Genomic DNA, 24,665 nt, shown 5'->3' on the forward strand with positions numbered 1-24,665 from the left:
CTACAAACCCCATTCATGCCAGTTGTCGGCCACGAGGGTCAGAAGCCCCCAACTCACGGCCAATCCAATACTGTGAAAAATTCGGCTCCCAAAATCGGCGAAAGCCTCTCGCTGCAGGTCATTATATAGATCTCGATAACCCGGTTCGTCGGCTGTCGTTAGCCATCCGTCCCGTGCAAGCCCTTCGCCCTGCGCCAGAGCCAATCGCAACTCTTGGCGACGCCGCCAATAGCGGAGAGAATTAAACCCGAGGAGACCCACGATCAGCAAAAAGCCGAGCAACTTATAGTGGAATATTGTCATGCTTTTTCCACGGATTCTCCAGCTGCTTGTTCCGCAGCTTCCTTAGCCCCAGCGCGATCCGTTTCCGCGTATTATGCGGGTGGATTACCTCGTCGATATACCCCCGCGACGCTGCCACGAACGGGTTGGCAAATCGGTCCTCATATTCCTTCGTCCGCTGCGCGATCTTCTCCGGGTCGCCGATGTCGCTCCTGAAGATGATCTCGACCGCACCCTTCGCGCCCATCACCGCGATCTCGGCGGTCGGCCAAGCATAGTTGAGGTCGCCGCGGAGGTGCTTCGACGCCATCACGTCGTATGCGCCGCCATAGGCCTTGCGCGTGATCACCGTGATTTTGGGCACCGTCGCCTCGGCGTAAGCGAAGAGCAGTTTCGCGCCATGCTTGATGATGCCGTTATATTCCTGCGCGGTGCCGGGCAGGAAGCCCGGGACGTCGACGAAGGTGATGATCGGGATTTCGAACGCGTCGCAGAAGCGCACGAAGCGCGCCGCCTTCTTCGACGAGTTGATGTCGAGCACGCCCGCGAGCACCAGCGGCTGGTTCGCGACGATGCCGATCGTCCGCCCCTCGATGCGCCCGAAGCCGCAGATGATATTGCCCGCGTGCGCCGGCTGGACCTCGAAGAAATCGCCTTCGTCGACCGTTTTGCGGATCAACTCGTGCATGTCATAGGGCTGGTTCGCGTTGGGCGGGATCAGCGTGTCGAGGCTCATATCGGCGCGATCATAGGGATCGCTCGTCGGGCGAACCGGAACGCCGCTGCGGTTGTTTTCGGGCAAATAGTCGAAGAAATCGCGCGCCGCGAGCAGCGCCTCAATGTCATTCTCGAATGCCAGATCGGCGACCGAGCTTTTCGTCGTGTGGGTGATCGCGCCGCCAAGTTCCTCCTGCGTCACCACTTCGTTCGTCACCGTTTTCACGACGTCGGGGCCCGTAACGAACATGTACGAGCTATCTTTCACCATGAAAATAAAGTCGGTCATCGCAGGAGAATAGACGGCACCGCCCGCGCACGGCCCCATGATCAGGCTGATCTGCGGCACCACGCCGCTCGCCAGCACATTGCGCTGGAACACGTCGGCATAGCCGCCAAGGCTGGCGACACCCTCCTGAATGCGCGCGCCGCCGCTGTCGTTGAGGCCGATGACCGGCGCCCCGACCTTCATCGCATTTTCCATCACCTTGCAGATCTTCTCGGCATGGCGCTTCGACAGCGAGCCGCCGAACACGGTGAAATCCTGGCTGAAGACATAGACGAGGCGGCCGTTGATCGTCCCCGATCCGGTGACGACACCGTCGCCGGGGATCTTCTGCTTCTCCATCCCAAAATCGACGCAATCATGTTCGACATAGGTGTCGAGTTCCTCGAACGAGCCTTCGTCGAGCAGCACGTCGAGCCGTTCGCGCGCGGTCAGCTTGCCTTTGGCATGCTGCGCGTCGATGCGCTTCTGCCCGCCCCCCAGCGCGGCGGCGGCGCGGCGGCGTTCCATTTCGGCGATATTGGCGGACATAAGGCTCTCCGGTTGATCTGGAAGCTGCCGTCTGCCTTCGCTCGCGCCGCGATGCAAATGTGAATTTGCAAAATTGCAAAGTATGAATTTGCAAATTAAAGATATCGGCGATGTCCCGCCAACGCATCTTCGCCGGCAACCGGCTCAAGCAACTCCGGACCGACCGCGCCATCAAGCAGGCCGAGTTCGCCGCGCATCTCGGTATCTCCACCTCCTATCTCAGCCAGATCGAACATGACGACCGCCCGCTTACCCCCGCGCTGCTCGACCGTCTGCAGCGCCTGTTCCCGCTCGAATGGGAGGAAGTCGCCGCCGAGGCGGGCGACCGCCGCGCCGGCGCGCTGCGCGAAGCCGCGGCCGACCCGCTCTTCGCGGCGTCGCCGCTGCCCCCCGAGCAGCTCGAACGCGCCGCGCTCCAGCAACCGCAGCTCGCCGACCAGTTCGTCGCGCTCCATGCCGCCTATCGCCGCGCGGGGCAGCGGCTGCAGATCATCGACGAGGCGCTGACCGGCGGCACCGCCGAAGGCAGCCGCCTGCCGTGGGAAGAGGTGCGCGACTGGTTTCACGACGCCGGCAATTATGTCGACAGCATCGATCGCGCGGCGGAAGCGCTCGCCGGGCAATTGCGCGGCAAGGAGCCCTCGCCCGCGATCGAGACGATCGAACGGCGGCTGCGCGATGCGCTCGGCATTTCAATCGTCTATAGCCAGACGCAGGCGCTGCGCGATTTCGACGCAACGATGCGCCATCTGGTGATCGATCCGTCGCAGCCCGCCGAAAGCCGGCGCTTCCAGCTTGCGCACCAGCTCGCCGCACTCGCGCTCGCGGGAGAGATCGCGGCGGTCGTCGAAGCATCGCCGTTGCGCACCCCGGCGGCGCGCCAGCTGCTCCATGTCGGCCTCGCCAATTATGCCGCGGGCGCGGTGCTGATGCCCTACGCCCCCTTCCGCGCCAGCGCGCGCGCGGTTCGCCACGACATCGACCGGCTGCGGATGCAATATGGGGTCAGCTTCGAGCAGGCGTGCCACCGCCTCTCGACCCTCCAGCGGCCCGGCGCGCGCGGCATTCCGATGTTCTTCTGCCGCGTCGACATGGCGGGTAATATCACCAAGCGGCACAGCGCGACGCGGCTGCAATTCGCTCGCTTCGGTGGCGCCTGCCCGTTGTGGATCGTCCACGAGGCCGCGGCGATCCCCGACCGCATCCTGTTCCAGCTTGCCGAAACCCCCGACGGACTGCGCTATGTGTCGATGGCGAAGGGGCTGGTGAAGCCGTCGGGAAGCTATGCGCGAAGCCCGCGCCGCTACGCCGTCGCGCTCGGCTGCGAGGCGCAATATGCCGGTGATTTCGTTTATGCCGACGGCGTCGATGTCGCCGCGCCGCAAGCCGCTACCCGCATCGGCCTGTCGTGCCGCATCTGTCCGCGCGACGACTGCGACCAGCGCGCCTTCCCGCCGAGCGACCGGCCTATATTGGTCGATCCCGACCGGCGCGATGTGGTGCCGTATCGAATCGGATAATTCGAACCTCTAAACCCGCTCGTGTCGAGCAACGTCGAGACACCCGCAGCGTAGCGCCAAGCGGAAGGGCATCTCGACTTCGCTCGATGCGAACGGAATCCTATTTTGGTTTAGGCTACTTCAGCAGCACGAGTTCCTCGGCCATGCTCGGGTGCAGCGCGACCGTCGCATCGAAATCGGCCTTGGTCAGCCCCGCCTTCACCGCGACCGCCGCCGCCTGAAGGATCTCGGGTGCGTCGGGTCCGATCATGTGCAGTCCCACGACCTGATCGGTCGCGGCGTTGACGATCATCTTGTAGAGCGCGCGCTCGTTACGGCCCGCGAGGACATTCTTCATCGCGCGAAAATCGCTAGTATAGACGCGGATCGAGCCGAGCTTGTTGCGGGCCTCGGCCTCGGTCATCCCGACCGCGCCGATCGGCGGATGGCTGAACACCGCGCTCGGAACATTCGCATAATCGACGAGCGTCGGCTTGTCGCCGAACACGGAGTCGGCAAACGCCTGCCCCTCGCGGATCGCCACCGGAGTCAGCTGGATCCGGTCTGTGACGTCGCCGACCGCGAAGATGCTCGGCGCCGATGACTGATTCCGCTCGTCGACCTTGATCGCGCCCTTGTCGTCGAGCTCGACCCCGGCCTCTTCGAGCCCCAGGCCCTTGGTGTTCGGGGTGCGCCCGGTCGCCATCAGCACGGCGTCGGCCTCGATCGCATCGCAACCCTCGAGATGGACGGTGAGCGTTCCGTCATCCTTCTTCTCGATCGACTGGAAGGGCGCGTTGAACTTGAAATCGATGCCCTTGGTCATCGAAATCTGGAGCAGCCGGTCGCGGATCTGCTCGTCATAGCCGCGCAGGATCGTGTCGCCGCGGTTGACGATCGTCACCTTGCTCCCGAATTCGTTAAAGATGCCCGCGAATTCATTGGCGATATAGCCGCCGCCCGCGATGACGATGCGCTTCGGTAGCGTTTCGAGGTGAAAGACCTCGTTCGAGGTGATCGCATGTTCGCTGCCCGGGAACTCGGGGACGTGCGGCCAGCCGCCGGTGGCGATCAGGATGCGCTCGGCGGTGACTTCGGTCCCGTCGGCGAGGCGCACTTTCTGCGGGCCGACGACGGTCGCGCGCGTCTTGAGCACGGTGACCTTGTGGTTGTCGAGCGTCTGGCCATAGAGGCCTTCGAGCCGGTCGACCTCGGCCAGCACATTGTCGCGCAGCACCGGCCAGTCGAACTTGCAGTCGGGCACGTCCCAGCCGAACTTGCGCGCGTCGTGGATATCCTCGGCGAAATGCGCGCCGTAAACGAGCAATTTCTTGGGCACGCAGCCGCGGATGACGCAGGTGCCGCCGACCCGATACTCTTCTGCTACGGCGACACGCGCGCCGTGCGACGCTGCGATGCGCGAGGCGCGGACGCCGCCCGAACCGGCGCCGATGACGAAGAGATCATAGTCGAAATCGCTCATGGATAACCCCTGAATTGGACAGGCGGGCATTCGCGCCCGGCGCCTATGTGGTTACACCGGCGCGGCTTGCCAATCGAAATTTGCGTTCAGGCTCAGCGGCGCAGTTTCAGCTACAGGGCGCTCAGTCGCCGAGCGCCGCCTGCATCAGCGCCTGCGTCGCCGCGTCGAACGCGACCGTGCCTTCGGCGAGGCCCTTCGCCATTTCCTTGCCCAGCTCGACCCCGAACTGGTCGAACGGGTTGATGCCGAGCAGCACGGCATTGGCGAAGACGCGATGCTCGTAGAAAGCGATCAGCGCGCCGAGGCCGCGCGGCGTGACCTGATCGAGCAGGATCGTCGTCGAGGGGCGGTTCCCCGGATAGCCCCGCGCGCCGTCCTCGCTTGCGCGGCCCGTCATCAGCGCGGCGCCCTGCGCGATGCAATTGGCGACGAGTGTTTCGTGATGCGCCTCGTCGAGCAGGTGGTCGGGTTCGCGCACGACGACGAACTCGACCGGGGTCAGGTGCGTGCCCTGATGAAGCAGCTGGAACACCGCATGCTGCGCGTCGGTGCCGACGCCGCCCCAGGTGATCGGCGCGGTCTGCTGCGTCAGAGCCTCGCCGGTGACGGTCACCGACTTGCCGTTCGATTCCATTTCGAGCTGTTGCAGATAGTCGGGAAGCAGGCGCAGCCGTTCGTCATAGGCGAAGACCGCGCGCGTCTGACAGCCGAGACGGTTGGCGTATATCTGATCGGCGAAGGCGGCGAGCAGGCAGATATTGTCGGCGCCGTCCGCCAAGCGGAAGTGCCGGTCCATTTCGGCCGCGCCTTCGAGCAGGTCGGCGAAGGCGTCCCAGCCAAGCGCGAGCGCGGCGGGAAGGCCGATCGACGACCAGAGCGAATAACGCCCGCCGACGGTTTCGCTGAACGGCAGGATGCGCGTTTCGTCGATACCCCATTCCATCGCGCGCTCGGGCTTGGCGGTCAGCGCGATGAAGCGGCCGACCGGATCCTCGACTCCCGCCTCGTCGAGCCATTGCAGCGCCGAATTGGCGTTGAGCAAGGTCTCGGTCGTCGTGAAAGTCTTTGAGGCGACCGCCACGAGCGTATGCTCGGGGCTGAATTTGGCGAAGACCTCGTCGAGCGCGGCGCCATCGACGTTCGACACCACCGCGACATCATAGCGTTCGCTGTGGCGACCGAGCGCGTCGACGAGCAGATCGGGTCCGAGCGCCGATCCGCCGATGCCGATGTGGAGCAGATGTCGGATCTCGCCGAACGCGCCCGCTTCGATCGCGTCGATCATCATCCGCATCCGCTGATGCAGCGCCTGCGCGACATGGACCGATTCCGGCGCGCCGTCGCCGCGCTCGGCGCTATGCTCGGCGGCGCGGTCTTCGGTCGGGTTGGCGATGCCGCCCGAGAAGAGCGTCTTGCGCCGACCCGCGAAATCCTGTGCTTCGGCGAGGTTGGAGAGGATCGCGATCGCCGAAGTGTCGAGATGCGTCTTGGCGAAATCGAAACGGATATCGGCGACGCTGCGCACCAGCGCCTGCAAGCGGGCTTCGGGATCGGCAGCGATCAGGTCGGTCAGTTTCTGCGGCTGCCAGTCGGAAAGGGCCTGCCAGGCTTCTGATGCGCTCGTCATTGAATCTTCCTTGGTTTTCCGTTCGTGTCGAGCGAAGTCGAGATACCCGAAGCGTGGCGTCACGCCGATGGGCATCTCGACTTCGCTCGATGCGAGCGGCAATGAAATGTCGGCTCTTCTCTAGGCTCCCCACCCACGCCGCGCCAGTGGCGTCCGCCGATATTTGCTTGACGTGGCAACCTATTCATCGCCAATGCCGCAGCATGACCGATGCCAGCTTTACCGCCGATGTGACGCCCCCGAGCGGGCCCCCGATCGAACCCACGCCGCCCGCCCCGGCCCCCGCGCCCCTATCCGCCAAGGAAGAGGCGGTCGACACCGTCCGCTTCCTCGCGCTGCTCGCGATCGCGGTGCTGGTTTTCCGCAGCTTTTTCCTCTCGCCCTTCAATATTCCGTCGGAATCGATGCAGCCGCGGCTCTTGATCGGCGACTATCTGCTCGTGAACAAAATGGCCTATGGCTATTCGAAATTCAGCCTGCCGTTCAGCGCGCCGCTGATCCCGGGCCGCATTTTCCCGCACACGCCCGAGCGCGGCGACGTCGTCGTGTTCAAGGCGCCGCCGGTCAACGACAATGATTATATCAAGCGCGTGATCGGCCTGCCCGGCGACAGCGTGCAGGTGAAGGGCGGGATCGTCTGGCTCAACGGCAAGCCGCTGCAGCGCGAAGCGATGCCCGACTTCGTCATTCCGGTGACGCAGAACATGATCGACGCTTCGCGCGCGACGGGCACCCTGCCCTGCTATTCGCCCGAGTTCGAGGAAGTCACCGCCGACGGCCAGCGTCAGTGCCGCTACACGCAATTCAAGGAAACGCTGCCGAGCGGCAAAAGCTATGCCATCCTCGACATCGTGCCTATCGCCGAGGACAATACACCGCTCGTCGTTGTGCCCGAGGGGCATTTGTTCCTGATGGGCGACAACCGCGACCGCAGCGCCGACAGCCGCTTCCCGGCGATGGAGAACCAGGGCATCGGCCTTGTTCCCGAGGAAAACCTTGTCGGCCACGCGCTCGTCGGGATGTTCTCGACCGACGGGTCGGCAAGCTGGGTCAACCCGATCAGCTGGTTCACCGCCGCGCGCTGGGAGCGCATCGGGGACGGTTTTTGAACGATATGCTGGACACCGGGGCGCTCGCCGGGATCATCGGCTGCACCCCGGATGACCTGACGCTTTACGATCTGGCGCTGACGCACGGCAGCACCGGTCGCGCCGATTATCAGCGGCTGGAATTTCTGGGCGACCGTGTGCTCGGGCTTGTCATCGCGTCGGAACTCTACGCGCGCTTTCCGAAAGCGACCGAGGGCGAAATGTCCTCGCGGCTGCACGTGCTCGCGTCGGGCGCGACCTGCGCGGCGATCGCGCAGCGGCTGGACCTGACCGCGCTCGTCCGTTTCGGCGCGCAGGCGCGCAACGACGGCGGCCGTTACAGCGACAATATCGCCGCCGACGCGATCGAGGCACTAATCGGCGCGATCTATCTCGACAAGGGCGCCGAAGAGGCGCGGCGCTTCATCCTCAAACATTGGGACGAGATGATCGAGGGACAGCAGGCGGCGCCGAAACATCCGAAGGCCGCGCTTCAGGAATGGGCGCTTGCGCGGGGGCGCCGTCCACCCGAATATGAAATCGTATCGCGCGAAGGGCCCGACCACGCCCCGCGCTTCCGCATCGCCGTGAGCGTCGGCAAGCTCGCCCGCGCCGAAGCCGAAGGCGCCAGCAAACAGGCGGCGGAAAAGGCCGCCGCGGCGGCCTTGCTCGCCGAACTCGAAGGAACCAGGGAATGACCCAGCATTGCGGGTTTGTCGCCGTCGTCGGCGCGCCCAACGCGGGCAAGTCGACCATCGTCAACGCACTCGTCGGCCAAAAGGTCGCGATCGTCAGCCCGAAAGCGCAGACGACGCGCACGCGGCTGATGGGCGTCGCGATGGAGGGCGAGACGCAGATCGTGCTGATCGACACGCCGGGCATCTTCGCGCCGACGCGCCGGCTCGACCGCGCGATGGTCGCCGCCGCGTGGAGCAGTCTCGAGGAAGCCGAGGCGATCCTCGTGATGGTCGACGCCGCGGCGAAGCTGACGGGCCGCGTCGAGCGCGTGCTCGAAGGCATCGCGAACCGGCCCGAGAAGAAATATCTGATCCTCAACAAGGTCGACCTGACCAAGAAGGACAAGCTGCTCGCCATCGCGACCGAGCTCAACGGCCGCGCGCCTTTCGATGAAACCTTCTTCGTCTCGGCCAGCAGCGGCGACGGTGTGCCCGAACTTAAGGCGCAGCTGGCGAAGCTGATGCCCGAGGGGCCGTGGCACTTCCCCGAGGACGAGGTCAGCAACGCGCCCGAACGCATGCTCGCCGCCGAAATCACGCGCGAGCAGCTTTACCGCCAGCTCCATGAGGAACTGCCCTATCAGTCGACCGTCGAGACCGAAAAATTCACGAACCGTCCCGACGGCAGCGCCGAAATCCACCAGCAGATATTGGTCGCGCGCGACAACCAGCGCGCGATCATCCTTGGCCACAAGGGCGAGCGGATTAAGGAAATCGGCAGTCGCGCGCGCGCCGAACTGACCGAACTCCTTGGCCGCAAGGTGCACCTGTTCCTGCATGTGAAGGTCAAGGCGAACTGGGACGAGGACCGCAGCGTCTATCGCGACATGGGGCTCGACTGGGTCGATTGAGCAATAACAACGAGGGGGTAAAATGATCAAACCGGGTTCCATCATTCTTTTCGACCGACTGTTCCTGGGATCGTTGATACTCGGGGCGCTGAACTTCCTGTTCGCATGGAAGCAAGTGTCGGAGAAGCTCGCGAACGCGCCCGAGCTTGCAGCCATCGGTTTCGGATCGGGGTTCATAATCGCGACGTTCGCCATCGGCCTGATCATCAACCTGATCATCTGGTATTTCATCTCTGCGCGGGGGAGCAAGGTCGCCAAATGGATTTTGGTAGCTTTTTTCGCGATCGGGCTGTGGTCGATGCTGAGCAACCTCAACAATCCGCTTGGACCGCAGGGCATGTTGCTGGGTGTAGCGATCGTCATCACAGTCATCCAGGGTGCCGCCGTTTACATGCTGTTCCGCCCCGATTCGATCGCGTGGTTCGATCGCACGCCACCCGTCGATCCCGACACCTTCCGCTAAAAGCCTAAATCCGCCGACAGTCATTCGGCGCCGGATTGCCGTCGAAGCGCGCGGTGATCCAGCCGATAGTTTCCTGCGCGCTGTCCTTCGCGCTCGTGCCATGACCGCCGGTCAGGGCGATCCAGCGCGTCGGCGTGCCGCGTTTGCACGCGGCCTTGGCGAACTTGCGCGTTACCGCGGGCGCGACGATCGTGTCCTTGCCGCTCTGCGCGATCAGCAGCGGTCCGGGCACGCGCGCCGGATCGACGCTGTTGGCGCGCGCGAAGGAGCCGAAGGGTTCAATCCTCGCGATGTCGTTGCTCCTCGTCGCACGCGCGATGGTCAGGATGCCTAGGATCGTGCCGAGCTTGGGCTTCTTATTAAAGGCGACGCAGTTGTTCTGCGCCAGCCGATTGATAATCCCCTGGTTCGTGCGGTTGGCGACACCGTCGAGCGGAAAATTATAGAGCGTCGACCAGCTATGGAGCGCAAAGGACAACAGTAGCGCCCGCGCATTCTTGTCGCTGCCTTCGCGCAGATTGGCGGCGAGGTCGGTCGGCGGCGCGGCGGCGGCGGTGCCGACGAGCGTCAGGTCGGGGGCATAGGAGCGTGCGGCGGTTGCGGTCCACAACGCGGCGTGGCCGCCCTGCGACTCCCCCCAGACGGCGAAGCTGCTTCCGGCGGCCGCCCCGGGGATTTCGCGCGCCGCTCGCACCGCATCGAGCACCGCGTTCGCCGTATCGGGGCCGACGAGAAACGGGTGCATCGTCGGGCTGCCAAGGCCGATATAGTCGGGTGCGACGACGACATAGCCCGAGCGGACGGCATCCATTCCCGCCGAATATTCAAAGAAGTTCGGGCTAAGCGACGGCGCGCATTTTTCCGCGACGCCCCACGCACCGTGCGTCCAGGCAATGACGCGGCGCGGGCGCGGCGGGATCGCCTCCATCGGCGCTGCGACGATGCCGGTGGCGGCGAAACGCTGACCGCTGCCGTTGGTTGTCCAATATTGGATGCGCCATGCCTGTATGCCGGAAGGCGCGTCGGTCATCGGGCTGGCCGAGATCAGGTAGCGCGGCGACTGGGCAGCGGTGGGTAGCGAAAACATCGACAGGGCGAACAGGATGGCAGCAAGCAGGTGGCGCATGGACAAGTCTCCCCGATGCCCCAACGTATCAGGCCAAAACGAAATCGTCATCCCGGCCTTCGCCGGGATGACGTTATTCCTTGGATGCCGTTTTTTTGGCAGGTACCTTCTTGGCGGCAGGCTTCTTGGCCGCCGCTTTCTTCGGCGCCGCTTTCTTCTTGCCCTTTGCCGGCCCCTTCGCCGCGCGCGCATCGATCAAGGCGATCGCTTCTTCGAGCGTCAGCGTCGCGGGGTCGGCCGTCTTGGGCAGCGTCGCATTCGTCGTGCCGTCGGTGACATAGGGCCCGAAACGCCCCTCCATCAGCTTCATCTCGCCGCCGCTCGTCGGATGCGGGCCAAAGGTGTTGAGCGGCTCGGCCTTGGTCCGCCCGCGTCCGCCGCCCGCCGCCGCCTCGGCGATGCGGACGACCGCGGCATTCATGCCGATGTCGAAGATTTCGGCGGTGCCGGTCAGCTTGGCATATTTGCCGTCGTGGAGCAGATAGGGGCCGTAACGCCCCAGCCCCGCCATGATGACCTTGCCGCTTTCGGGATGCACCCCGACCTCGCGCGGCAGGCTAAGCAGTCGGAGCGCGTAATCGAGATCGAAATCCTCGCCCGGGATGTCCTTGGGGATCGACGAACGCTTCGCCTCCTTGCCGTCGCCGAGTTGGATGTACGGCCCGAAGCGCCCGCTGCGCTTGGTGACTTCCAGTCCGCTGTCGGGGTCATTGCCCATCGCCTCGGGCCCGGTGTCGGCACCGTCGCTGCCGCCCGGCTGCGCGAATTTGCGCGTGAACTTGCAGTCGGGATAGTTGCTGCACGCGATGAACGGCCCGAACTTGCCGCCGCGCAGCGCGAGGCGTCCAGTGCCGCAATTGGGGCACAGGCGCGGGTCGCTGCCGTCGCCCTTGTCGGGGAAGAGATACGCGCCGAGGAACTCGTCGAGCGCCGCGGTGATCTCCGACGGCTTCTGCTCCATCACCTCGCCGGTGCGCGGCTTGAAATCGCGCCAGAAGCGTTCGAGCACCGCCTGCCACTGCGCGCGGCCGCCCGAGACGTCGTCGAGCTCTTCCTCAAGCCCGGCGGTGAAATCATAGCCGACATAGCGTTCGAAGAAACGTTCGAGGAACGCCGTGAGCAACCGCCCGCTTTCCTCGGGGATGAAGCGGTTCTTCTCGACCGTCACATAGGCGCGGTCCTTGAGCACCTGCAAGATCGAGGCATAGGTCGACGGGCGCCCGATGCCGAGTTCCTCCATCTTCTTGACCAGGCTCGCCTCGGAATAGCGCGGCGGCGGCTGCGTCTCGTGGCTCTCGACCTCGACGCCCGTTTTCGCCGGAGCATCGCCCTTCGCCATCGCGGGCAGCAGGCGCGCGTCCTCGTCGTCCGCACTGTCGTCGCGGCCTTCGTCATAGAGCGCGAGGAAGCCCGGGAACTTCACCACCTGCCCGGTCGCGCGCATCACGGTCTTGCCGGTGCCGTCGGTCAGATCGACGCTGGTGCGTTCGAGCCGCGCCGACGCCATCTGGCTCGCGAGCGCGCGCTTCCAGATCAGCTCATAGAGCCGCCCATGGTCGCCGCTTCCCGCCTTGTCCTTCGAAAAATCGGTCGGGCGGATCGCCTCATGCGCTTCCTGCGCATTCTTCGCCTTGGTCTGATACTGCCGCGGCTGGTCGGGAACATAACCGCCGTCGTAACGTGTCGCGATGGCCTTGCGCGCGGCGCTGATCGCGCTGTGGTCCATCTGGACGCCGTCGGTCCGCATATAGGTGATCGCGCCATCCTCATAGAGCGCCTGTGCGATGCGCATCGTGTGGCTCGCCGAGAAGCCGAGCTTGCGCGCCGCCTCCTGTTGCAAGGTCGACGTCGTGAACGGCGGCGGCGGGTTGCGCGTCAGCGGCTTGGTCTCGACCGCATCGACGGTAAAATGCCCCGCCTTCACATCGGCTTCGGCGGCGCGGGCATCGGCTTCGGTGCCGATCGTCAGCCGCTCGATCTTGTCGCCGCGCCAGCGCGACAGGCGCGCCTTGAACGGCGTGCCGCTCATTTCGAACAGGCCCGTCACCGACCAATATTGCTGCGCGACAAAGGCCTCGATCTCGCGCTCGCGCTCGACCACCAGTCGCAGCGACACCGACTGGACGCGCCCCGCCGATTTCGCGCCGGGCAGCTTGCGCCACAGCACCGGCGACAGGGTGAAGCCGACCAGATAGTCGAGCGCGCGGCGAGCGCGATACGCGTCGATCAAATCGTCGTCGAGCGCGCGCGGATGCGCCATCGCATCGGTCACCGCCTGCTTGGTGATCGCGTTGAAGGTGACGCGGTCGACCGAAGCCGGCAACGCCTTTTTGCTGCGCAGCAATTCCTGCACATGCCAACTGATCGCCTCGCCCTCGCGATCGGGGTCGGTCGCGAGGATCAGGCGGTCGGCGGTCTTCGCCGCGTCCTGGATTTCCTTCATCCGCTTCGTCTTGTCAGGATAAAGCTGCCACTGCATCGCAAAGCCGTCGTCGGGATCGACCGACCCGTCCTTGGGCGGCAGGTCGCGAACATGGCCATAGCTGGCCAGCACCTTGAAATCGCGACCGAGGTATTTTTCGATCGTTTTCGCCTTTGCGGGCGATTCCACAATTACCAATTGCATTAAATTACTATCCCCGTCACCGGCTCTCACATGTACGCGCGAGGGTGGCGGGGATCGCTTGATTCCGTCAAGCCGGATTTTGCATCAGCCCTCACACGAGCGAAATCTTGGCTCCCGCGTGGCGTTCGACCCGGCCCGCAAGCTCGAGTTCGAGCAGCAGCAACTGCACGGTCGACGCGGCCTGTCCGGATTGGCGCACCAGTTCGTCCACCGCCACCGGCGTCGGGCCGAGAAGGTCGATCAACGAGCGGCGCTCACCGTCGCTCGCGTCCATCGGCGCTGGCGCGGTGGTGTAGGGTCGTACCGGTTCGCGTACCATCCGCACGTCGATCGGTCCGACCGCCTCCAGCACATCGTCGACCGTCTGGATCAACGTCGCGCCCTCGCGGATCAGCAGGTTGCAGCCTTGCGCGCATGGATCGAGCGGCGAGCCCGGCACGGCCATCACTTCGCGGCCATAATCGCCAGCACGCCGCGCGGTGATCAGCGATCCCGATTTGGGCGCCGCCTCGATCACCACCGTCCCGTGCGCGACGCCGGCGATGATCCGGTTGCGTGAGGGGAAATGACGCGCGAGCGGCTCGGTCCCAGGCGGCTGTTCGGCGATGAGCAGCTGATCGCTCGCGATCTTCTCCTGCAACGCGGCATTTTCGGGCGGAAAGGCGACGTCGATGCCGCTGGCGATGACGCCCACCGTCGATCCGCCCAGCGCGCCGACATGGGCGGCGGTATCGACCCCGCGCGCCAGTCCGCTGACCACCGTGACGTCGCGCGCCACGAGATCGGCCGCCAACTGGCGTGCGAACCGGCACGCGATCGCCGATGCGTTGCGCGCGCCGACGATCGCCACGCACGGTCGCCGCAACATCGCGGCATCGCCGCGCACGACGACGACGGGCGGCGCACCCTCGACCTCGCGCAGCATCGGCGAATAATCATCCTCGTCGCTGAATATATGCCGTGCGCCGAGCGCGGCGACGCGCTCGATCTCGCGCTCCGCCATCTCGGCGGGCGCGATCCGCGGCTTCCCCGCTCCGCCGCGCAGCACGAGTTCGGGCAAGGCCTCGAGCGCGGCCTCGCCCGATCCGAAGCGTTGCATCAGCTGGTGCCAGCTAACAGGCCCGACATGCGGCGTGCGGATCAGCCGCAGCCGCGCCAGCCGCTCGGCATGGGTCACGCCCCCCCGGCCCCTTTGGGAGCGTCCTTCTTGCCGCCGACGCGCGGCTCGGTCCCGGCGCGCAGTCGCGCGATATTCTCGCGATGCCGCCATAATATGATCACCGCGAGCCCCGCGAGCCCGATCGCATAGACCGGATGGCCGAATGCCAGCGCGGCGATCGGCGCCGACACCGCGCCGAGCATCCCGCCGAGCGACGAGATGCGCAGAAGCAAAACCGTGCCGAGCCAGACGACCGCGAACACCAGCCCGATCGGCCAGGCGAGCGCCAGCGCCAGGCCGAGCAGCGTTGCGACGCCCTTTCCGCCGCGGAATTTCAGCCACACCGGATAGCAATGGCCGATCACCGCCGCCGCGCCGGCGATCATCGCGGCATGATCGCCGAGTTCGGGAACGAGATGCCGCGCGAGCAGCACCGCGACCGCGCCCTTCGCGCCATCGAGAATCAGGGTCGCCGCCGCCAGCTCTTTGCGTCCGGTGCGCAGCACATTGGTCGCGCCGATATTGCCCGACCCGATCTGGCGCAGGTCGCCCGCGCCGAACAATCGGGTCAGGATGACGCCGAACGGGATCGAACCCAGCAGGTATCCCGCGAGAATCAGCAAATAGATGGTCATGGGCTCCCCTGCTCCGTTCGGCATCGTTGTGGAGATGTTGGGCGACGCAATCAATGAATTAGCGTGGCGTGCCCGCCAAAATGGATCGATAACCGTCGTCCCCGCGAAGGCTGGGACCGCTGGCGAAGTAGCACAAAGCCTCTAGCGCCCCCCGCCTTCGCGGGGGCTACGGGCGTGGATTGAGGCTCCGCCTCCACCCTGCTACGGCCCTGCCATGCACGCCCCGCCCCCTAGCGCCCCCATCCTCTTCTTCGACTCCGGCCTCGGCGGCCTCACCGTGCTCGGTCCCACCCGTGCGCTGCTCCCGACCGCGCCGTTCGTTTACGCCGCCGATTATGCCGGGCTGCCCTATGGCAAGAAAAGCGACGAGGAACTGGCCGCGCGGGTTCCGGCGCTGCTCGGCCGCCTCGTCGAGCGGTATCAGCCGCGGCTCGCCGTCATCGCGTGCAACACCGCCTCGACGATCGCGCTGGGCCACGTCCGCGCCGCGCTCGACCTGCCGATCGTCGGCACCGTGCCCGCGATCAAGCCCGCGGCCGAAATGACCAAAACCGGCGTCATCGGCGTGCTCGGCACCGAAGCGACGGTGCGCCAGCCCTATGTCGACGATCTGAGCGCGAAGTTCGCCGACGGAAAGACCGTGCTGCGCCACGGCAGCCCCGGGCTCGTCACCGGCGCCGAGGCCAAGCTGCGCGGCGAAGCGGTCGATCGCGAGGTGATCGCCCGCGCGATCGCGGGCCTGCGCGATCAGCCCGGCGGCGACGCGATCGATGTCGTCGTTCTCGCCTGCACCCATTTTCCGCTGCTCCGCGATGAATTGCAGGCCGTAGCGGGCCCCGACGTCCGCCTGATCGACGGCGCCGCGGGCATCGCGCGGCGGATCGCCTACCTGACCGAAGGGCAGCTATGGCCCGGCGCACCCGCACCCGGCATCGCCGTCTTCACGCGCAGCGACGAGCGTCCGCCGCCGCCGCTCGCCGCGCTCGCCCCCTATGGCATCGGGTCGATCGAGACGATCTGATAGGACAATTTGCCCTAGTGCTGCGAATCGTTCGCACTGGCCTTCGGCGCTTTTCGGCGTTATTGGCCCGCATGTTAATAGCCGCCGGGGGGCGGCGCCCGAAACTTGACTGGCACCTGACTGCGGGGCTGAAACGTGAATTACAACGACATCTTCGCACGCGCGATCGACCGGCTGCACGAAGAGGGGCGCTACCGCGTCTTCATCGATATCCTGCGCAACAGGGGCGCTTTCCCGAACGCGCGCTGCTTTGCGGGCCATAACGGGCCGAAGCCGATTACCGTCTGGTGCTCGAACGATTATCTCGCGATGGGCCAGCATCCCAAGGTCGTCGCCGCGATGGAAGAGGCGCTGCACGACGTCGGCGCCGGTTCGGGCGGCACGCGCAACATCGGCGGCAACACCCATTATCACATCGATCTCGAACATGAGCTTGCCGACCTGCACGGCAAGGACGGGGCGCTGCTCTTCACCTCGGGCTATATCTCGAACGAAGCCACGCTCGGCACGCTCGGCAAGCTGCTGCCGAACTGCATCATCTATTCGGACGAGCTCAACCATGCCTCGATGATCGCGGGCATCCGCAACTCGGGCTGCGAAAAGCGCGTCTGGCGTCACAACGACCTTGAACATCTCGAGGAATTGCTCGCCGCCGACGATCCCGACGCCGCCAAGCTGATCGCGTTCGAAAGCGTCTATTCGATGGACGGCGACGTCGCTCCGATCCACGCGATCTGCGACCTCGCCGAAAAATATAACGCGCTCACCTATTGCGACGAAGTCCATGCCGTCGGCATGTACGGCCCGCGCGGCGGCGGCATCTCGGACCGCGACGAAGCCGCCGATCGCATCACGATCATCGAAGGCACGCTGGGCAAGGCGTTCGGCGTGATGGGCGGCTATATCGCGGCCGAGAAGAATATCATCGACGTGATCCGGAGCTATGCGCCGGGCTTCATCTTCACCACCAGCCTGTCGCCGGTGCTCGTCGCCGGCGTGCTTGCGAGTGTGCGCCACCTCAAATCGTCGAACGTCGAGCGCGAGGCGCAGCAGGAAGCCGCCGCCTATCTCAAGCGGAGCTTCCGCGACGCCGGCCTGCCGGTGATGGATTCGACGACGCACATCGTCCCGCTGATGGTCGGCGACCCGGTGCGTGCGAAGAAGATCAGCGACATCCTGCTCGCCGAATATGGCGTCTATGTGCAGCCGATCAATTTCCCGACGGTGCCGCGCGGTACCGAACGCCTGCGCTTCACCCCCGGCCCGGCGCATGACGAAGCGATGATGCGCGAGCTGACGAGCGCACTGGTCGAGATTTGGGACCGGCTCGAACTGCAGCTTCAGAAGGCCGCGTGAACGCCGCGTGACGGCCGCCCCCGGTTATGACGAGGTCGTCGTCGGACGCCGCTCGATCCGCGGCTTCCTCGATAAGCCCGTCCCGCGCGAGCTGATCGCCGAAATCCTCGAGGTCGCGATGCGCGCGCCGTCGTCGTTCAACAATCAGTGCTGGAATTTCTCGGTCGTCACCGGCGCGGCGCTCGCGGCGATCCGCCAAGGCAACACCGATGGTATCCTCGCGGGCAAGCCCGATAGCCGCGAGTTCCGCCGCTTCGACGGCGTCGCCGACGACCACCGCGCGCGCCAGATCGAGATCGCCAAGCAACTCTTCGGCGCGATGGGCATCGCGCGCGAGGACAAGGATGCGCGGCAGGACTGGGTGCTGCGCGGTTTCCGCCAGTTCGACGCGCCGGTCAGCATCGTCGTCACCTATGATCGCGTCCTGCTCGGCAGCGATATCGCGCCGTTCGACTGCGGCGCGGTTACCAACGCGCTCGTCAACGCCGCCTGGTCGCGGGGGCTCGGCTGCGTGATCAACAGCCAGGGCATCATGCAGAGTCCCGTGGTGCGCGAACATGCGCGCATCCCCGACGATCAGGTCATCATGATCTGCGTCGCGATGGGCTGGCCCGACGGCGACTTTCCCGCGAATGCAGTAGTGTCGAACCGCAAGAGCGTCGAAGAAGCGGTGCGGTTCGTCGGCTTCGCGGATTGAGCGCAGGGGCTGAGGCTGCCTATGCAAGAAATCTGCCTCCGTGCCCCTGCGAAGGCAGGGGCCCATCTTCTGCACGAGACTACTGAATCGCCGGTTGGATGAGTGCCACCTTCGGTGATGGGGCCCTGCCTTCGCAGGGGCACGGGGGTTAATGCTTGTCCGAATCCCTCTTGCCGTTAGGTTCTGTCCCATTCTCCCTTCCCCCGGTACAAAAGGTTTCGAATGCCGACACAGCGTTATAGCTACACCGCCATCACGCTGCACTGGCTTATCGCGCTGCTCCTCGCTTTCCAGATCGCGCTCGGTTGGGCGCTCGAGGGGAACAACGGCCCCGAACTCTTTGCGCGATACCAGCTGCACAAATCGATCGGCATCTCGATCCTGTTGCTCAGCCTCGCGCGGCTTGCGGTCCGTCTGTTCACGCCGCGCCCGCCCGCATCCGACGGTCCCGCCTGGACGCGCATGTTGGCGGGCATCGTCCACGGGCTCTTCTATCTCGTGATGATCCTCGGCCCCGTCACCGGCTGGCTGCTCGTTTCGACCGCGCGGGTCCAGGTTCCCACCCTGCTCTATGGTCTCGTCCCTTGGCCGCACCTGCCGGTCGGCCGCGCTTTGCACGAACCCGCCGAAAGCATTCACGGCGCGATGGCGTGGCTCGCGATCGGGCTGTTCCTGCTCCACATCATCGGCGCGCTTCGCCATCAATGGTTGCTCGGCAAGCCCGATCTTCAACGCATGATCCCCTTTGCGCGCGGCAAGGCTGTCGGCGCCGCGATCGGCGCGCTGGCGCTCGTCGGGGGCGCATTCGCCCTCGGGCAGACGGTCTATCCGGAACGAAGCCGGCCGGTCGTGGTGAAAGCGCCGCCAATGCCGACCGCCGCGCCTGTCGCGCCGCAGGCGGTGCCCGCAGCTCCCTTGGTCGAAGATAAGGCGCCCGTCGAGGACGCAACCAAAGAGGCCCCTGTGGAAGCGAAAGAGCCGCTCGCCGACTGGACGGTCGCCTCCGGCGGGCGCCTCGGTTTCACGGCGCGGTGGAACGGCGAGGCGGTCAGGGGGAGTTTCGGACGCTGGCGCGCCGCCATCCGCTTCAGTCCCGACGTTCTCGCCAGATCGAACATCCGCGTCACCGTCGACCTGGCCTCGGCCGACACCGGCGACGGTCAGCGCGACGATTCGCTGAAAAGCAGCGATTTCTTCAACGTCACGGCGCAGCCGAACGCCATCTTCACCGCACGCGATATCCGCCATATCGATGGCGACCGTTACGAAGCGCGCGGCACGCTCGACCTGCGCGGCGTCAGCAAGCCCGTCACCCTGCGCTTCACCTTGCGGATCGAAGGCAATAAAGCGCGCGTCGCGGGGACCGCGCGGATCGACCGCACCGCCTTCGGCGTCGGCCAAGGCGAATGGGCGGCGACCGATGCCATTGCGGCGGGGGTCGACGTGGATTTCTCGTTCAGCGCGACGCGTCCGACATCCTGATCAGCGCGCCGGGCGCATCATGCCCCAGAAATGCGGGCCGCCGCCCGGCACGTCCCATTGGGCCGCGGTGATGAAGCCCAGCCGCTCGTACAGCGGGACATTTTCGGGCGTTGCGGTCTCCAGCCAGCACGGCAGACCTTCGGCATCGGCGGCTGCGGTCTGCGCGCGAATGATCCGCCCGCCGTGTCCCTTACCCTGATCGCCGGGCCGCACGCCGACATAATGGAGATACCAGAAACGCCCTTTGGGCCGATGCGCGTCGATGCCGCCCTGCACCTTCAATCCGCGCGGCAAGGCGGTGCCGAACGTCGCGACGAGCGGGATGACGGTGCGCAGGAACTCGGGCATTCCGCTGTGTGCCCGTCCCGGCGCACGCCAGAGTGCCGCCGCTTCATCATTGGGCGTCCGCAGCGCGATGCCCGCACGCATGTCCGCGGGGACGAGAGTGCGGAACAAGCCGCGCAGCGCGCGGGTGCGGTGGGCGGGATCGGGCAATATCCACGATAGCGCCGGGTCGGTCTGGAACGCCTGCGCCAACGTTTCGACGAGCGCGGGTTGGTCAGCCACCGTCGCTTTTCCGATCTCGTCCATTACCCCTCCATCGTCGTTGCGAGCGGAGCGCAGCAATCCGGGGCGGTTACCGCAAACTCTGGATTGCCGCGTCGCTTCGCTCCTCGCAATGACGAATGTCAATCGCGGCAGTAGCCCTCGCCCGTCTTGACGATCAGGCATTCCTGCTTGCCCGCGAGATATTTGAGGCCGGTTTCGTCGCCGTTGCCGCGATGCAAGCTCAATTGCTCGGTGCCACGCTTGAACTGGATGCCATGCTCGCTGTCCTGGCCGTCATAGGTCCCCTTGGTGTCGAGGTCCGACTGCATCTCCAGCTTGTATTTTCCGGGTTCGGCGGGCGTGATCGTGGCATACATGCCCTCGACCCCGGTCCATTTCCCGGCCCAACTCGCAAAGCGGTGCGGCGCGGTCGCGGGGTCGGTTGCTTCGGCACCTTCCACCGGCGCCGTTTCAACAGGAACCTCGGTCGTCGTCGTATCGGTCGGCGCGGGCGCCGGCGCTTCCGCCTTCTCGCAACCCGCCAGCAGCACCAGCGCCGCGGCGCTCGCCATAATCATGCTCTTTTGCATCATGCGTCTCCTTCCCATCCCAAACGCGTCGTCTTCGATAAGTTTCCTATTCGGTGATGATCTCCGCGAACTTCAGCGGATCGACATTGCCGCCCGACAGGGTGACAAGCGTCGCGTCGGTCACCGACACTTTCCCTGCGAGCACGGCCGCAAGCGCCGCGGCGCCGCCGGGTTCGACGACGAGGTGCAGCTTTTCGAACGCCAGTCGCATCGCATCGCGCACCTCGCTGTGGGTCACCACGACACCCTTGACGCCGCGCGCCTGCAGCACGGCAAAATTGATCGGCCAGGTTTCGGGCGTCTGTAGCGCGTCGCATTCGGTCGGATAGGCCAAATCCTCGACCGACAGGATTTCGCCGGCGGCAAGGCTGCGCATCACATCATCCCAGCCTTCGGGCTCGACCGCAATGATCTCCGCGTCAGGCAGCGCGAGCGCGAGCCCCGCCGACAAGCCGCCCCCGCCGCAGCAGGCGATGACCTTGTCGGGACCGTCGATGCCGCGCGCCTTCATCTGCGCCGCCGCCTCGATCCCGGCGCTGCCTTGCCCCTCGATGATCCAAGGATCGCCATAGGCGTGAACCAGCGTCCCGCCGCGCTCGGCGAGCAGTTTCGCGGCAACGGTATCGCGCGATTCGGTGACGCGGTCGTAGAGCACCACCTCGGCGCCCAGCCCCCGCGTCGCCGCCAGCTTCATCGCGGGCGCGTTACTCGGCATCACGATCGTCGCCTTGATCCCCAGCCGCTTCGCCGCCCAGGCGACCCCCTGCGCGTGATTGCCGCTCGATACGCCGACGACGCCCTCATTCGCCTGCTCGGGGCTCAAATCGGTCAGCCGGTGCCAGGCGCCGCGGATCTTGAAGGCGCCGACAGGCTGGAGACACTCGGCCTTGCACCAGATCGTTTTGCCGTCGATCTCCAGCGGCAACAGCGGCGTTTGCGGCAGCAATGCAGCGACTTTCGCCGCCGCGCGTTCGACCCCTGCGTGCGTGGGCGCACGCGCCGGATCGATCAGGGCTTCGGGGCTTTGCTGTGTCATGGCTTCGTCCTATAGGGCGCGGCATACAACACAAGCCGCGACATAGCGGGCAGGAGATTTTTGATGAGCAAGGTTCTGGTGATCGGCGCAGGCGGCGTCGGTTCGGTCGCGGTACACAAGATGGCGATGAACCCCGAGATATTCCCCGACATCACGCTCGCGAGCCGCCGCAAGTTCAAGTGCGACGCGATCGCCGAGTCGGTGAAGGAACGCACCGGCGTCACGATCAACACCGCCGAAGTCGATGCCGACCATATCGACGCGACCGCAGCGCTGATCCGTTCGATCGGGGCGACGCATGTCGTGAACCTTGCGCTTCCCTATCAGGACCTCACGATCATGGAGGCGTGCCTGTCGACCGGCGCGCATTATCTCGACACCGCGAATTACGAGCCGCGCGACGAGGCGAAGTTCGAATATCATTGGCAGTGGGCCTATCAGGACCGCTTCAAGGACGCCGGGCTGATGGCGCTGCTCGGTTCGGGATTCGACCCCGGCGTGACGAGCGTCTTTACCACTTGGCTCAAGAAGCATCATTTCGCCCGCATCGACACGCTCGACATCCTCGATTGCAACGGCGGCGACCACGGCCAGCATTTCGCGACCAACTTCAACCCCGAAATCAATATCCGCGAAGTGACCGCGGTCGCGCGCCACTGGGAAAATGGCGACTGGGTCGAAACCCCGCCGATGTCAGTGAAGCAAAAGTTCGACTTCGAAGCGGTGGGCGAAAAGACGATGTACCTCATGTACCATGAGGAAATCGAAAGCCTGAAGACGCACCTGCCCGAAATCCAGCGGATCCGTTTCTGGATGACCTTTGGCGAGGCGTATATCCAGCATCTCACCGTGCTCCAGAATGTCGGTATGACGCGCATCGACCCGGTGGTCTACGAAGGCCGCGAGATCGTCCCGCTGCAATTCCTCAAAGCCGTGCTCCCCGAACCGTCGAGCCTCGGTGAGACGACGAAGGGGAAGACCAACATCGGCGTCATCGCAACCGGCCTTGGCAAGGACGGCAAGGAAAAGACGCTCTATCTCTACAATATCTGCGACCATGAAGACGCATTCGCCGAGACGGGCAATCAGGCGGTGAGCTACACCACGGGCGTGCCCGCGATGATTGGCACCGCGATGATGGTGACCGGCACGTGGAGCGGCGACGGGGTGTTCAACATGGAGCAGATGGATCCCGATCCTTTCATGGACATGCTGAACAAGCACGGCCTGCCTTGGCAGGTGAAGGAATTGGACGGTCCGCTCGATTTCTGATCGCTATTCTCTTTTTCGTCATTCCCGCGAAAGCGGGAACCCAGTAGCGACGGTAGAACTGGGTTCCCGCTTTCGCGGGAATGACGAAGGGTAGTTCGAGATCATGAAGCTCCATATTGCCGCGCTCGCCTTACTCGCGGCCTTTTCCACCCCCGCCGCCGCCCAATCCGACGATCCCTACGCCCCCGGCCGCGCGATCGTCGCCGACATCGGCAAGATCGTCACGCCCAATGGGGTGCAGGAGACGTTCGAGGTGACGCTCGGCGGCGCGCGGCAGATCGTGAATGTTCGCGGCTCGGACCGCGACAACCCGATCCTGATCTTCGTCCATGGAGGCCCCGGCGCGGTCGAAATGCCATTCGCCTGGGTGTTCCAGCGTCCGTGGGAGGACGTCTTCACCGTCGTCCAATATGATCAGCGCGGCGCGGGGCGCAGCTATCCGCTGAACGACCCCGCCACGCTAGCCCCGACGATGACCCCTGAACGCTATCGCGACGATGCCATCGAATTGATCGAGCTGCTCAAGAAACGCTATGCCAAGCGCAAGGTCGTGCTGATGGGGCACAGCTGGGGTTCGATCGTCGGCCTGTCGGTCGCGGTGAAGCGGCCCGACCTGCTCTACGCCTATGTCGGCGTCGGTCAGGGCATCGATTTTCGCGAAGGCGAAAAGGCGGGCATGGCGTGGACGCGCGCCAAGGCGCTCGCGGCGGGCGACATGACGGCGGTCGCCGCGATCGACGCGCTGGCGCCCTATCCGCAAGGCGAATTCACCATCGCCAAGGCCGACGGATGGCGCAAATATGCCATCCCCTACGGATCGCTGATCTATAACAAGCCCGATCTCAAATATTATTTCCAGACCCCGCGCCTGTCCCCCGAATATACGCCCGCCGATGTGCAGGCTTGGGGCAAAGGCAGCGCATTTTCGGTGACGACGCTCTGGCCGCGGCTCGCCGACGTCAGCTTCAATTCGGTACGCAAGATGGACGTGCCGCTCGTCTTCCTGCTCGGAAGGCACGACTATACTGTCCCTTCGCCGGTGGCGGCCGACTGGTTCGGACAGGTCGAGGCACCCTCGAAGACGCTCGTCTGGCTCGAACATTCGGCGCATATGCCGATGGTCGAGGAGCCGGGGCATTTCTTTGCCGCGCTGCTCCGCGACGTGCTGCCGCTGACAGGGACGAAAGAGAAGAAATGACCGCCTATCTCGCGCCGATCGGCCTGCTGTTCGTCTCGAACATCTTTATGACCTTCGCTTGGTACGGCCAGCTCGGCGCGGTGTCGCGGCCGATCTGGCTCGCGGTGCTGATCGCGTGGGGCATCGCCTTCTTCGAATATTGCCTCGTCATTCCCGCGAACCGGATCGGCTATGGCGTATACAGCGCCGCCGAACTCAAGACCTTGCAAGAAGTGATCACCCTGATCATATTCGCGGGGTTCGCGGTCTTCTGGCTCGGTGAGAAGCTGACCGTGAACCATCTCGTCGGCTTCGGTCTGATCGCGGCGGGGGCGTTTTTCATCTTCAAGGGACCGATTGCGGTCTCATAGGAAA

Annotated in this window: 23 protein-coding genes; 12 read left to right on the plus strand and 11 right to left on the minus strand. The window is 65.1% G+C overall.

The annotated features are described in order from the left end of the window. Both GGR90_RS09385 and GGR90_RS09390 read right to left on the minus strand, forming a co-directional pair. On the minus strand, window positions 1-303 hold the full coding sequence (locus tag GGR90_RS09385; RefSeq protein WP_167921169.1) for a hypothetical protein: 303 nt from the start codon (window positions 301-303) through the stop codon (window positions 1-3). Continuing rightward, the gene (locus GGR90_RS09390; protein ID WP_167921170.1) at window positions 284-1,816 is read right to left on the minus strand and encodes an acyl-CoA carboxylase subunit beta; all 1,533 of its coding nucleotides are present in this window, start codon (window positions 1,814-1,816) and stop codon (window positions 284-286) included. Before GGR90_RS09390 ends, GGR90_RS09385 begins: the two co-directional genes overlap by 20 nt. Window positions 1,817-1,926: 110 nt before the next feature. Between GGR90_RS09390 and GGR90_RS09395 the strand changes: the two genes are divergently transcribed. Beyond that, window positions 1,927-3,336 carry a helix-turn-helix domain-containing protein gene (locus tag GGR90_RS09395; RefSeq protein ID WP_167921171.1) on the plus strand — a complete coding sequence of 470 codons (1,410 nt, stop codon included), beginning with the start codon at window positions 1,927-1,929 and terminating at the stop codon, window positions 3,334-3,336. Window positions 3,337-3,451: 115 nt separating this feature from the next. Here the strand turns inward: GGR90_RS09395 and gor are convergent, their stop codons facing one another. Further along, window positions 3,452-4,798, minus strand: coding sequence for a glutathione-disulfide reductase (gene gor, locus GGR90_RS09400; protein ID WP_167921172.1), 1,347 nt, complete (start codon window positions 4,796-4,798; stop codon window positions 3,452-3,454). A 121-nt stretch (window positions 4,799-4,919) separates the two neighbouring features. Continuing rightward, window positions 4,920-6,425 (minus strand): glucose-6-phosphate isomerase, encoded by a 1,506-nt coding sequence (gene pgi / locus GGR90_RS09405; RefSeq protein ID WP_167921173.1) that lies wholly within the window; start codon window positions 6,423-6,425, stop codon window positions 4,920-4,922. Between the two features lie 203 nt (window positions 6,426-6,628). Between pgi and lepB the strand changes: the two genes are divergently transcribed. The 4 genes from lepB to GGR90_RS09425 are packed head-to-tail and all read left to right on the plus strand — an operon-like array spanning window position 6,629 to window position 9,564. Next, window positions 6,629-7,534: a signal peptidase I gene (gene lepB, locus GGR90_RS09410; RefSeq protein WP_167921174.1), complete on the plus strand. Its 906-nt coding sequence runs from the start codon at window positions 6,629-6,631 to the stop codon at window positions 7,532-7,534. Beyond that, a complete protein-coding gene (rnc, locus tag GGR90_RS09415; protein WP_167921175.1) occupies window positions 7,531-8,211 on the plus strand; it encodes a ribonuclease III in 681 nt (226 codons plus the stop codon). Before lepB ends, rnc begins: the two co-directional genes overlap by 4 nt. After that, window positions 8,208-9,101 carry a GTPase Era gene (era, locus tag GGR90_RS09420; protein ID WP_167921176.1) on the plus strand — a complete coding sequence of 298 codons (894 nt, stop codon included), beginning with the start codon at window positions 8,208-8,210 and terminating at the stop codon, window positions 9,099-9,101. Before rnc ends, era begins: the two co-directional genes overlap by 4 nt. A gap of 22 nt (window positions 9,102-9,123) precedes the next feature. Further along, on the plus strand, window positions 9,124-9,564 hold the full coding sequence (locus tag GGR90_RS09425; protein WP_167921177.1) for a hypothetical protein: 441 nt from the start codon (window positions 9,124-9,126) through the stop codon (window positions 9,562-9,564). Between the two features lie 4 nt (window positions 9,565-9,568). On the opposite strand, the gene GGR90_RS09430 is transcribed toward GGR90_RS09425, so the two are convergent. The 4 genes from GGR90_RS09430 to plsY form a co-directional block, all read right to left on the minus strand. Next, window positions 9,569-10,690, minus strand: a complete 1,122-nt coding sequence (locus GGR90_RS09430; protein ID WP_167921178.1) for an alpha/beta fold hydrolase — start codon at window positions 10,688-10,690, stop codon at window positions 9,569-9,571. A 73-nt stretch (window positions 10,691-10,763) separates the two neighbouring features. Continuing rightward, window positions 10,764-13,316 (minus strand): type I DNA topoisomerase, encoded by a 2,553-nt coding sequence (gene topA, locus GGR90_RS09435; protein ID WP_167921179.1) that lies wholly within the window; start codon window positions 13,314-13,316, stop codon window positions 10,764-10,766. A 91-nt stretch (window positions 13,317-13,407) separates the two neighbouring features. Further along, window positions 13,408-14,493 (minus strand): DNA-processing protein DprA, encoded by a 1,086-nt coding sequence (gene dprA / locus GGR90_RS09440; protein WP_342449923.1) that lies wholly within the window; start codon window positions 14,491-14,493, stop codon window positions 13,408-13,410. After that, window positions 14,490-15,110 (minus strand): glycerol-3-phosphate 1-O-acyltransferase PlsY, encoded by a 621-nt coding sequence (gene plsY / locus GGR90_RS09445; RefSeq protein ID WP_167921181.1) that lies wholly within the window; start codon window positions 15,108-15,110, stop codon window positions 14,490-14,492. Before plsY ends, dprA begins: the two co-directional genes overlap by 4 nt. A 214-nt stretch (window positions 15,111-15,324) precedes the next feature. Between plsY and murI the strand changes: the two genes are divergently transcribed. The 4 genes from murI to GGR90_RS09465 all read left to right on the plus strand — a co-directional run bounded on the left by murI (window position 15,325) and on the right by GGR90_RS09465 (window position 19,666). Then, window positions 15,325-16,131 (plus strand): glutamate racemase, encoded by an 807-nt coding sequence (murI, locus tag GGR90_RS09450; protein WP_167921182.1) that lies wholly within the window; start codon window positions 15,325-15,327, stop codon window positions 16,129-16,131. 135 nt (window positions 16,132-16,266) lie between these two features. Further along, entirely contained in the window at window positions 16,267-17,487 is a 1,221-nt protein-coding gene (gene hemA, locus GGR90_RS09455; protein ID WP_167921183.1) for a 5-aminolevulinate synthase, read from the plus strand. A 7-nt stretch (window positions 17,488-17,494) separates the two neighbouring features. After that, complete coding sequence (locus GGR90_RS09460) at window positions 17,495-18,184, plus strand: nitroreductase family protein (RefSeq protein ID WP_167921184.1); 690 nt, start codon at window positions 17,495-17,497, stop codon at window positions 18,182-18,184. Window positions 18,185-18,406: 222 nt separating this feature from the next. Then, window positions 18,407-19,666 (plus strand): YceI family protein, encoded by a 1,260-nt coding sequence (locus GGR90_RS09465; protein ID WP_167921185.1) that lies wholly within the window; start codon window positions 18,407-18,409, stop codon window positions 19,664-19,666. On the opposite strand, the gene GGR90_RS09470 is transcribed toward GGR90_RS09465, so the two are convergent. From GGR90_RS09470 to GGR90_RS09480, 3 genes are all read right to left on the minus strand, one after another. Then, window positions 19,667-20,257, minus strand: coding sequence for a GNAT family N-acetyltransferase (locus GGR90_RS09470; protein ID WP_167921186.1), 591 nt, complete (start codon window positions 20,255-20,257; stop codon window positions 19,667-19,669). A 98-nt stretch (window positions 20,258-20,355) separates the two neighbouring features. Continuing rightward, on the minus strand, window positions 20,356-20,805 hold the full coding sequence (locus tag GGR90_RS09475) for a hypothetical protein (RefSeq protein WP_167921187.1): 450 nt from the start codon (window positions 20,803-20,805) through the stop codon (window positions 20,356-20,358). A 46-nt stretch (window positions 20,806-20,851) separates the two neighbouring features. After that, window positions 20,852-21,841, minus strand: coding sequence for a threonine ammonia-lyase (locus GGR90_RS09480; RefSeq protein ID WP_167921188.1), 990 nt, complete (start codon window positions 21,839-21,841; stop codon window positions 20,852-20,854). A gap of 63 nt (window positions 21,842-21,904) precedes the next feature. Here GGR90_RS09480 and GGR90_RS09485 point away from each other — a divergent pair, with 63 nt between their 5' ends. From GGR90_RS09485 to GGR90_RS09495, 3 genes are all read left to right on the plus strand, one after another. Continuing rightward, complete coding sequence (locus GGR90_RS09485) at window positions 21,905-23,113, plus strand: saccharopine dehydrogenase family protein (RefSeq protein WP_167921189.1); 1,209 nt, start codon at window positions 21,905-21,907, stop codon at window positions 23,111-23,113. A 103-nt stretch (window positions 23,114-23,216) separates the two neighbouring features. After that, the gene (locus GGR90_RS09490; protein WP_209023664.1) at window positions 23,217-24,311 is read left to right on the plus strand and encodes an alpha/beta fold hydrolase; all 1,095 of its coding nucleotides are present in this window, start codon (window positions 23,217-23,219) and stop codon (window positions 24,309-24,311) included. Further along, window positions 24,308-24,661, plus strand: coding sequence for a DMT family protein (locus GGR90_RS09495; protein WP_167921190.1), 354 nt, complete (start codon window positions 24,308-24,310; stop codon window positions 24,659-24,661). Before GGR90_RS09490 ends, GGR90_RS09495 begins: the two co-directional genes overlap by 4 nt. Window positions 24,662-24,665 lie beyond the last annotated feature (4 nt).

Origin of the sequence: Sphingopyxis italica, from assembly GCF_011926545.1 — a bacterium.
GTDB classification, from domain to species: Bacteria; Pseudomonadota; Alphaproteobacteria; order Sphingomonadales; family Sphingomonadaceae; genus Sphingopyxis; species Sphingopyxis italica.